This window comes from Variovorax sp. YR752 (assembly GCF_943372545.1).
This window is the reverse complement of record NZ_CALRZC010000296.1, coordinates 1-8,845: the sequence shown is the minus strand read 5'-3', so window position 1 is coordinate 8,845 and position 8,845 is coordinate 1. Positions and strand designations below refer to the sequence as shown.

Here is an 8,845-nt window from a genome sequence, read left to right as displayed (position 1 = left end):
CACCGGTCTGACCGCCTCAGCGGCGCTCAAACTGTATCGCGCTGGTCTGCTTGGAAGATACAAGTCAGTAGCCGGCCGGGCCGGTCTCGCGGTTGCGGCCGGCCAGCACGGCCTCGATGTCGGCCAGCAGCGCGCTGGCGCCGATGCGGCAGCGCCGCGGCGTCAGCGCCTGCACGCCGAGCATGGCCTCGACGAGGTCGAGGTAGACCGCCGCATCGGCCACGCTGCGCACGCCGCCGGCAGCCTTGAAGCCGACGCGCGGCGCGGCGGCCGTGTCCGCGGCGATGGCCTGCAGCATCAGCGTGGCGGCCTCGGGGGTCGCACCCACCGGCATCTTGCCGGTGCTGGTCTTGAGGAAGTCGGCGCCTTCGGCGAGCGCGATCTGCGAGGCGCGCGTGATCAGCGCCGGCGTCTTCAACTCGCCGGTCTCCAGGATCACCTTGAGCAGCCGCCCGTCGCAGGCGCGGCGCACGGCGCGCAGCAGCGTCGCACTGGCGGCCTCGTCGCCGGCGGCGAGTGCTCGCCAGGGCATCACCACGTCGACCTCCTGCGCACCGGCAGCGACGATCTCGCCGGTGTCGCGCACGGCGCGCTCGACATCGACACTCCCCTCGGGGAAGTTCGCCACCGCGGCCACCGCGACGCCGGCCGGCGCCTGGGCGCAGGCGATGCGCACGAAGCGCGGCCAGACGCACAGCGCCGCCACGCGGCCCGGCGCCGCTGCCGCCCGTTCGGCCAGGCGCACGATGGCGGCCTCGTCATCGGCGTCGTTCAGGCTGGTCAGGTCCAGGCAGGCGAGGGCGAGGCGGGCGGTGTCTTGCGGGCTGCGCATCATTCAGAGCTCCAGGCTGGCGACTGCTGTCTCGAGCAGGTCCGCCGCCAGCGGCGCGGCGGCCTGCGCCACGCCGAGCGTGTGTGCGTGGCTGAGCGTTTCGTCCTGCAGTCCGCAGCCCATGTTGGTGAACATCGAGAAGGCCAGCACGCGCAGGCCGGCGTGGCGCGCGAGGATGGTCTCCGGCACCGTGCTCATGCCCACCGCCTGCGCACCCAGGCGCTGCAGCATGCGGATCTCCGCCGGCGTCTCGAACTGCGGGCCCAGCACCCAGGCATAGATGCCTTCGTGCAGCGGGATGCCCAGCCGTGCGGCGGCGGTGCGCGCCTGCGCGCGCAGCGAGGGGTCGTAGGCGTGGCGCATGTCGACGAAGCGCTGCGAGCCGGTCTCGCCGAGCAGCGGCGATTGCTGCACCAGGTTGATGTGGTCGGCCAGCATCATGAACTCGCCGGGGCGCATCGACGCATCCAGGCTGCCGGCGGCATTGGTCTGCACCAGCACCTCGACGCCGCAGGCGGCCAGCGCCGCGATCGCGCCCTTCATCGCGGCGGCGTCGCCGCCTTCGTAGGCGTGGCGGCGGCCGCACAGCACGGCCACCTCGTGCTCGCCGAGCCGGCCCATCACCACCTCGCCGGCATGGCCGGCGAGGTCGACGGCGGGAAAGCCCGGCAGGCTGGCGTAGGGCAGGCGCAGCGGGTCGGCCACGCGCTGCACGATCGGGCTCCAGCCCGAACCGAGCAGCACCGCGATGCGCGGTCGCCGGCCGCTGGCCAGCAGCTGCGCGGCGCAGCGGTCGACTTGCTCGATGCTAAGACGGGTCATGTCGATTCCAGGTGATCGGGCCCGAAGCTTGCCGGCAGCAGTTCGCCCAGCGTGTGCTTCGCGGTGATGCCGGTCTCGTCGGCCGACCAGACCGGCAGATCGTCCCAGGCGTCGCCGGCGAACTCGCGCAGCTTCTGCCGGCAGCCGCCGCAGGGCGTGACCGGCTGCTTCGCCACGCCGAGCACCAGCGCGGCGCGGATGCGCCGGCCGCCGCTGCTGACCAGGTGGCCGAGCGCCACCGCCTCGGCGCACAGGCCCTGCGGATAGGCGGCGTTCTCGACGTTGCAACCGGCGTGGATCTCGCCGTGCTCGTCGAGCAGCGCGGCGCCGACGGCGAAGCCCGAGTACGGCGCATGCGCGTGGCTGCGTGCACGCAGCGCGGCGGCGCTCATCGCCTGCCAGGTGCGCTCGTCGGGGGCTGCGTCGGGCGGGTTCATGTCAACGCTCCTTCAGGTAGGGCACACCGAGTGCCTTGGGCGCTCGCGAACGCCCGACGAAGCCGGCCAGCAGCACCACCGTCAGCACATACGGCAGCGCCTGGATGGCCTGCACCGGCACCGCGCCGATCAGCGGCAGCGGCGCGCCCTGCAGGCGGATCGCGGCGGCGTCGAGAAAGCCGAACAGCAGGCAGGCGGCCAGCGCGCCGACCGGGTGCCACTTGCCGAAGATCAGCGCCGCCATCGCCATGTAGCCGCGGCCAGCGGTCATGTTCGGCACGAAGGAGGGATTCTGCGCGAGCACCAGGTAGGCGCCGGCCAGCGAGCAGAACACCCCGTTCAATGCCAGGGCCTGGTAGCGCAGCGCGACGATGGACACGCCGGCGGCGTCGACCATCGCCGGGTTCTCGCCGGCGGCGCGCAGGCGCAGGCCGAAGCGGGTGCGGAACAGCAGCCACCACACCGCGGCGACGCCGGCGAAGGCGCCGTAGACCAGCCAGTTGTGGCCAAGCAGGCCGAGCGCCAGCGTCGTGCCTATGTAGGGCACCGTCTTCAGCCACTCGGCCAGGCCGGTGAACTGCGCACCCAGGCGCGCCGCGTCGGGCAGCGGCGGCGTCTGCCCGCCGGTCTTGAACCAGGCCACGCCGAGCACGATGGTCAGCCCCGCAGCGGTCATCGTGATCGCCATGCCCATCACCACCTGGTCGCCGCGGTGGCTGACGCAGCCGAAACCGTGCAGCATCGACAGCGCGAGGCCGACCACGAGTGCGGCCAGCAACGCCAGCATCAGCGAGCCGCTGACCGCACCGGCAGCGCCGGCCGCGAAGGCGCAGGCGAGCATCTTGCCTTCGAGGCCGAGGTCGATCACGCCGGCGCGTTCGCACAGCACGCCGGCCAGCGCGCACAGGATCAGCGGCGTCGCCACGCGCAGCGTCGAGGCGATCAGCGTGCCGATCGCGATCTCATCCATGCGCCGCTCCCCCCGCCCCTGCCACCGCGCGCGGCCGTTGCGTGCGCATCCACAGCCGTGCCAGCAGCGGCGCGGCGACCTGCGACATCGCGCCGGCGAACAGCACGATCAGGCCCTGCAGCGTGATGATCATGTCGCGGCTGAAGCCGGGTAGCTCGAAGGCCAGTTCGGCGCCGCCCTGGTAGAGCGCGCCGAACAGCAGCGCGGCCATGGCGATGCCCAGCGGATGGTTGCGCCCGATCAGCGACACCGCGATGCCGGCGAAGCCCGCACCGACCACGTAGTCGAGCAGCAGCCGGCCGTGCACGCCGGCGACCTCGTTGACGCCGAGCAGCCCGGCCATCGCGCCGGACAGCCCCATCGCGAAGATGATCTGCGCGCGTGGGCGGATGCCGGCGTAGCGCGCCGCCTCCGGCGCATGGCCGACGGTGCGCAGCTCGTAGCCGCGCCGCGTGTGCCACAGCAGCCACCAGGTGCCGACGCCGGCCGCCACGGCCAGCAGCAGGCTCAGGTTCAGGGGCGAGGCCGGCCAGTCCAGGCCGATGGCGGCCAGCGCCTCGTGGATGCCGGGCATCTTCGCGCCGGCGCCGAAGGCGCGGCTCTCCACCGTCATGTTGCCCGGCTCCTTCAGCACGTTCAGCGACAGCCAGGACAGCAGGGCCGAGGCGATGAAGTTGAACATGATGGTGCTGATCACCGTGTGGCTGCCGCGCCAGGCGGCCAGCGCGCCGGGCAGCGCACCCCAGGCCATGCCGAAGCCGGCGGCGGCCAGCACCATCGCCGGCAGCACCACCCAGGCGGGTAGCGTATCCCCCAGCCACAGCGCGACCAGCGCGGTGCCGATGCCGCCGAGCATCGCCTGGCCTTCGCCGCCGATGTTGAACAGCCCGGCATGGAAGGCGATTGCCACCGCCAGGCCGGTGAACACGAAGGTGGTGGCGTAGTAGAGCGTGTAGCTCAGCCCGAGGCGGCTGCCGAAGGCGCCCTTGACCAGCAGCACGATGGCCTGCGCCGGGTCCAGCCCGACCAGCCAGACGACCACGCCGGCGACTAGCAGCGCCATCGCGAGGTTGACCGCCGGCAGCACGACCAGGTCGAGCCAGCGCGGCATCTCATCCGTGGATGTGCTCACGCCGCCTCCTGCGCTGCAGCGCCGCTGCCCATCAACCGGCCCAGCGCCGTCTCGCTGCACTCGTCGATGCTCAGCTCGCCGGCGATGCGCCCGCCGGCCATCACGATCACCCGGTCGGCCAGCGCGAGGATCTCGTCGAGCTCCGAGGAGACCAGCAGCACGGCCCGGCCGGCGTCGCGCATCGCGCGCAACCGACCGTGGATGAACTCGATCGCGCCGATGTCCACACCGCGCGTCGGCTGGCCGACCAGCAGCACCGTGGGCGCCGGCAGCGCCTCGCGCGCCAGCACCAGCTTCTGCTGGTTGCCGCCGGAGAACTTGGCGCTGCGCAGTGCCGGGTCGGGCGGGCGCACGTCGTAGTCGGCCATCATCGCGGCGCAGTCCTGCCGCATCGCGCCGGTGTCCAGGCGCAGGCCGCGGTCGTAGCGCGCATCGCGCTGGTGGCCCAGCGCTGCCGACTCCCAGGCCGCGAACGGCAGCACCAGACCGCGGCGGTGGCGGTCTTCCGGCACATGGGCGAGGCCCAGTGTGCGGGCGCTGGCCGGGTCGAGCCACTGCGCCGGGGTGAAGCGGCGCGTGCCGAGCTGCAGCTCGCCGCTGTCGGGCACGAGCAGGCCGGCCAACACGTCGAGCAGTTCGCTCTGGCCGTTGCCCGACACGCCGGCGACGCCGACGATCTCGCCGCCGTGCAGCGTCAGCGACACACCGGCCAGGCGCGGCACGCCCAGCGCATCGCGCCAGGCGAGATCGTGCGCCTGCAGCAGCACGGGGCCGCTCGCGCTGGCCGTCGGGCCTTCGGCGCGGCCGAGATGAACGCGGCGGCCGACCATGGACTGCGCGAGCGCATCGACACTGGTCTCGGCGATCGGGCAATCGAGCACCACGCGGCCGCCGCGCATCACTGTCACCTGGTCGCACAGCGCGACGATCTCCTTGAGCTTGTGGGTGATCAGCAGGATGGTCGTGCCGCGCTCGCGCAGCCCGCGCAGTGTGACGAACAGCTGCTCGGTCTCCTGCGGCGTCAGCACCGCGGTCGGCTCGTCGAGGATCAGGATTCGTGCGCCGCGCACCAGCGTCTTGAGGATCTCCAGCCGCTGGCGCTCGCCGACCGGCAGCTCCTCGACGGCGACGTCGAGGCGCACCTTCAGCCCGGTCTCGCCCATCAGCGCCTCGAGCTCGCGGCGCAGCTGCGCGCGTGATCGGGCCAGTGTCCAGTGCGGCTCGGCGCCGAGCAGGATGTTGTCGAGCGCGCTGAACGGCTCGACCAGCATGAAGTGCTGGTGGACCATGCCGATGCCCAGCGCAATCGCATCGCGCGAGCTGCGGATTCGCACCGGCTGGCCGTCGATCGCGATGGTGCCGGCGTCGGCCTCGTGGAAGCCGTAGAGCACCGACATCAGCGTGCTCTTGCCCGCGCCGTTCTCGCCGACGATGCCGTGGATGGTGCCGGTGGCGACCGTCAGGTCGACGGCGTCATTGGCCTGCACGGCGCCGAAGCGCTTGGCGATGCCGCGCATCGCCACCGCGGGCGCTGCGCCCTGCGGCGGGTTCATCAGAGTTTGCAGGCGCCGGCCGCCATGTAGTCGATCACCTGGATCTTGCCGGCAATGATGTCCGCCTTCGCCGCATCGACCTTCGTCTTCATCTCGGCCGGCACCAGCTTCTGGTTGTGCTGGTCGAGCGCGTAGTCGACGCCGCCCTCCTTCAGTCCGAGCACGGTCAGGCCCGGGGTCACCTGGTTGGCGGCGTTGTAGACCGCCACGTCGATGCGCTTGACCATCGAGGTCAGCATGGTGCCGGGGTGCAGGTGGTTCTGGTTGCTGTCGACGCCGATGGCGAGGCGGCCGGCGTCCTTCGCAGCCTGGTAGACGCCAACGCCGCTGCCGCCGGCGGCCGCGAAGACCACATCCACGCCCTTGGCGAACTGCGACTTGGCGAGCTCGCCGCCGCGGGCCGGGTCGCTCCAGGCGGCCGGTGTCGTACCGGTCATCGCGGCCAGCACCTCGACCTTCGGGTTGGCGTACTTCGCGCCCTGTTCGTAGCCGCACTGGAAGCGGCGGATCAGCGGGATGTCCATGCCGCCGACGAAGCCGACCTTGCCGCTCTTGCTGGCCATCGCCGCCATCATGCCGACCAGGAAGCTGCCCTCGTGCTCCTTGAACACCACCGAGGCGACGTTCGGCGCCTTGACCACGCCGTCGATGACGACGAACTGCTGCTTCGGGAACTCTTTCGCCACCTTCTCGACGCTGGTCGCCTGCGAGAAGCCGACGCCGATCACCGGGCTGGCGCCGCGGCCGGCCATGCGTCGCATCGCCTGCTCGCGCTGCGCCTCGTTGGCGATCTCGAAGTCGAGGTAAGGCTTGCCGGTGTCCTTCTTCCAGCGCTCGGCGCCGGCGTAGGCGGCTTCGTTGAAGGACTTGTCGAACTTGCCGCCCATGTCGTAGACGATCGCGGGCTGGGCGTGGGCGGCCAGGCTGGCAGTCAGCAGCGCGGCGGCGGCGAGGCACTTCGTGGTCATGGGCGTTTTCCCTGTGGCGCGGGCTGCACGCGAAGCCCGCGCGCAGGATAGCAAGAGGCGCGCCGAGATAGCATGCGGCGATGCCCGAAGCCCTCGCCGATCGACTGCGCCGCCTGCCCAAGGTCGTGCTGCACGACCACCTCGATGGCAGCCTGCGCCCGACCACCCTGTTCGAACTGCTGCACGAACGCGGCATGGCCTGCCCGGCCGAGGACGTACCGGCGCTGGAGCGCTGGTTCTACGCCCGCTCCCATGCCGGCAGCCTGGTCGAGTACCTGCGCGGCTTCGCGCTGACCGTCGCGGCGATGGCCACGCCACAAGGGCTGGAGCGGGTCGCCTTCGAGGCTGCCGAGGACGCCCGGCTCGATGGCGCGGTGCTCGGCGAGTTCCGCATCGCGCCGCTGCTGTTCGAGCCCTTCGGCGTGCCGCCCGAGGCCGCGGTCGAGGCGCTGCTCGAAGGCCTGGCGAAGAGTGCGCTGCCGACCGGGCTGATCCTGTGCGCGATGCGCCACCTCGACGTGGCGGAGAGCGAACGGGTCGCCGCGCTGGCGGTGCGCTACCGCGAGATCGGCGTGGTCGGCTTCGACCTCGCCGGCGCCGAGTTCGGCCATCCGCCGGCGGACCATGCGAGCGCGCTGCGCATCGCGCTGGAGGGTGGCGTGGCGCTGACCATCCATGCCGGCGAGGCTGACGAAGCGCGGCGCGTGCTGGAAGCCGTGCAGCTCGGCGCGCGCCGCATCGGCCACGGCGTTCGCCTGGTCGATGCACTGGCGCCCGATGGTGACCGCGCGCTGTTCGAGGCCGTGCGTGCCAGCGGCGTGCACCTCGAGGTCTGCCCGACCAGCAATGTGCACACCGGCGCCGCCGCGTCGATCGCCGCGCACCCGATCACCGCGCTGTGGCGCGCCGGCGTGAGCCTGTCGTTCCAGACCGACAACCGCTTGATGTCGCAGGTCACCCACAGCGGCGAGGCGGCCACGCTGCTGCGCGAGACGCCGCTGACCGAGGCCGACCTGCTGCACATGGGCCTGGAGGCGGTGGCGCATTCCTTCCTCGACGAGGACACGAAGGCGCAGGCGCGCGCCGCGCTGCTGGCCTGGTCGCTGGAAGGCGCCTGACGCGCTGTTGCGTTCAATCCCACGCGACCGGAGTTGCCTCGTGGCCCTGAGCGGCCCGTGGCCGCTCAGGGCCGGAGGCAGCCCGTCAGCGCCGCTCAGCGGCAGGCGTTCGCCACCGTGTAGTCGATCACCTTGAGCCGCCCGGCGACGATGTCGGCGCGTGCTGCTTCGACACGCTGCTTCATCGCCGGGGTCACCAGCTTCGCGTTGTGCGCGTCCATCGCCACGTCGAGCGCGCCTTCCTTCAGCCCGAGCGTGGTGATGCCCGGCTGCACGCCGTCGAAGGCCTGCAGCACCGCCCGATCGACGCGCTTGACCAGCGAGGTCAGGATGAAGCCGGGGTGCAGGTGGTTCTGGTTGCTGTCCACGCCGATGGCCAGCTTTTCCGCGTCGCGCGTCGCCTGCATGACGCCGAGGCCGGTGGTGCCGGCGGCGGCGAAGATCACATCGACGCCCTGCGCGAGCTGGTGCTTCGTCAGCTCGGCGCCGCGTGCCGGGTCGGTCCAGGCGGCGCTCGTCGTGCCGGTCATCGCCGACAGCAGCTCCACCTTCGGGTTGGCGAACTTCGCGCCCTGCTCGTAGCCGCAGAGGAACTTGCGCACCAGCGGGATGTCCTGCGCGCCGACGAAGCCGACCTTGCCCGATCGGCTCGCCATCGCCGCCATGATGCCGACGAGGAACGCACCCTCGTGCTCGCGGTAGAGGAAGCTCTGCACGTTGGGCTGCACGACCGCGGCGTCGATGATCGCGAAGCGGGTCTTCGGGAACGCGCGCGCGACCTTGTCGATGCTCGAGGCCTGCGGGAAGCCGATGCCGACCACCGGGCTGGCGCCGCGCTCGGCGAAACGCCGCGCCGCCATCTCGCGTTGCGCGGCGTTGGCGATCTCGAACTCGAGGTAGGGCTGGCCGCTCTTGCGCTTCCAGGCCTCGGCGCCTTCGTAGGCGGCCTGGTTGAAGGAGCGGTCGGCCTTGCCGCCCATCTCGTAGATGACCGCCGGCTGGGCGAGCGCCGC

9 protein-coding genes are annotated in these 8,845 nt (G+C 72.0%); 1 reads left to right on the top strand and 8 read right to left on the bottom strand.

The annotated features are described in order from the left end of the window. Positions 1–64: 64 nt before the first annotated feature. From deoC to AAG801_RS37710, 7 genes are read right to left on the bottom strand one after another with little or no spacing between them, the layout of a single operon-like run. Complete coding sequence (deoC, locus tag AAG801_RS37740; protein ID WP_341893027.1) at positions 65–835, bottom strand: deoxyribose-phosphate aldolase; 771 nt, start codon at positions 833–835, stop codon at positions 65–67. After that, positions 836–1,654 carry a purine-nucleoside phosphorylase gene (locus AAG801_RS37735; RefSeq protein WP_341893026.1) on the bottom strand — a complete coding sequence of 273 codons (819 nt, stop codon included), beginning with the start codon at positions 1,652–1,654 and terminating at the stop codon, positions 836–838. It lies immediately after the preceding gene. Further along, a complete protein-coding gene (locus AAG801_RS37730; protein WP_341893025.1) occupies positions 1,651–2,091 on the bottom strand; it encodes a cytidine deaminase in 441 nt (146 codons plus the stop codon). Before AAG801_RS37730 ends, AAG801_RS37735 begins: the two co-directional genes overlap by 4 nt. Position 2,092: 1 nt before the next feature. Beyond that, a complete protein-coding gene (locus tag AAG801_RS37725) occupies positions 2,093–3,061 on the bottom strand; it encodes an ABC transporter permease (protein WP_341893024.1) in 969 nt (322 codons plus the stop codon). Beyond that, positions 3,054–4,193 (bottom strand): ABC transporter permease, encoded by a 1,140-nt coding sequence (locus tag AAG801_RS37720; protein ID WP_341893023.1) that lies wholly within the window; start codon positions 4,191–4,193, stop codon positions 3,054–3,056. The genes AAG801_RS37725 and AAG801_RS37720 overlap by 8 nt, the downstream gene beginning before the upstream one ends. Next, the gene (locus AAG801_RS37715) at positions 4,190–5,746 is read right to left on the bottom strand and encodes an ABC transporter ATP-binding protein (protein WP_341893022.1); all 1,557 of its coding nucleotides are present in this window, start codon (positions 5,744–5,746) and stop codon (positions 4,190–4,192) included. The genes AAG801_RS37720 and AAG801_RS37715 overlap by 4 nt, the downstream gene beginning before the upstream one ends. Then, entirely contained in the window at positions 5,746–6,714 is a 969-nt protein-coding gene (locus AAG801_RS37710) for a BMP family ABC transporter substrate-binding protein (protein ID WP_341893021.1), read from the bottom strand. Before AAG801_RS37710 ends, AAG801_RS37715 begins: the two co-directional genes overlap by 1 nt. 80 nt (positions 6,715–6,794) lie before the next feature. On the opposite strand from AAG801_RS37710, the gene add reads away from it, so the two are divergent. Next, positions 6,795–7,832, top strand: coding sequence for an adenosine deaminase (add, locus tag AAG801_RS37705; protein ID WP_341893020.1), 1,038 nt, complete (start codon positions 6,795–6,797; stop codon positions 7,830–7,832). A 95-nt stretch (positions 7,833–7,927) separates the two neighbouring features. On the opposite strand, the gene AAG801_RS37700 is transcribed toward add, so the two are convergent. Continuing rightward, positions 7,928–8,845, bottom strand: a 918-nt coding sequence (locus AAG801_RS37700; RefSeq protein ID WP_341893019.1) for a BMP family ABC transporter substrate-binding protein, incomplete at its 5' end; no start/stop codon positions are given.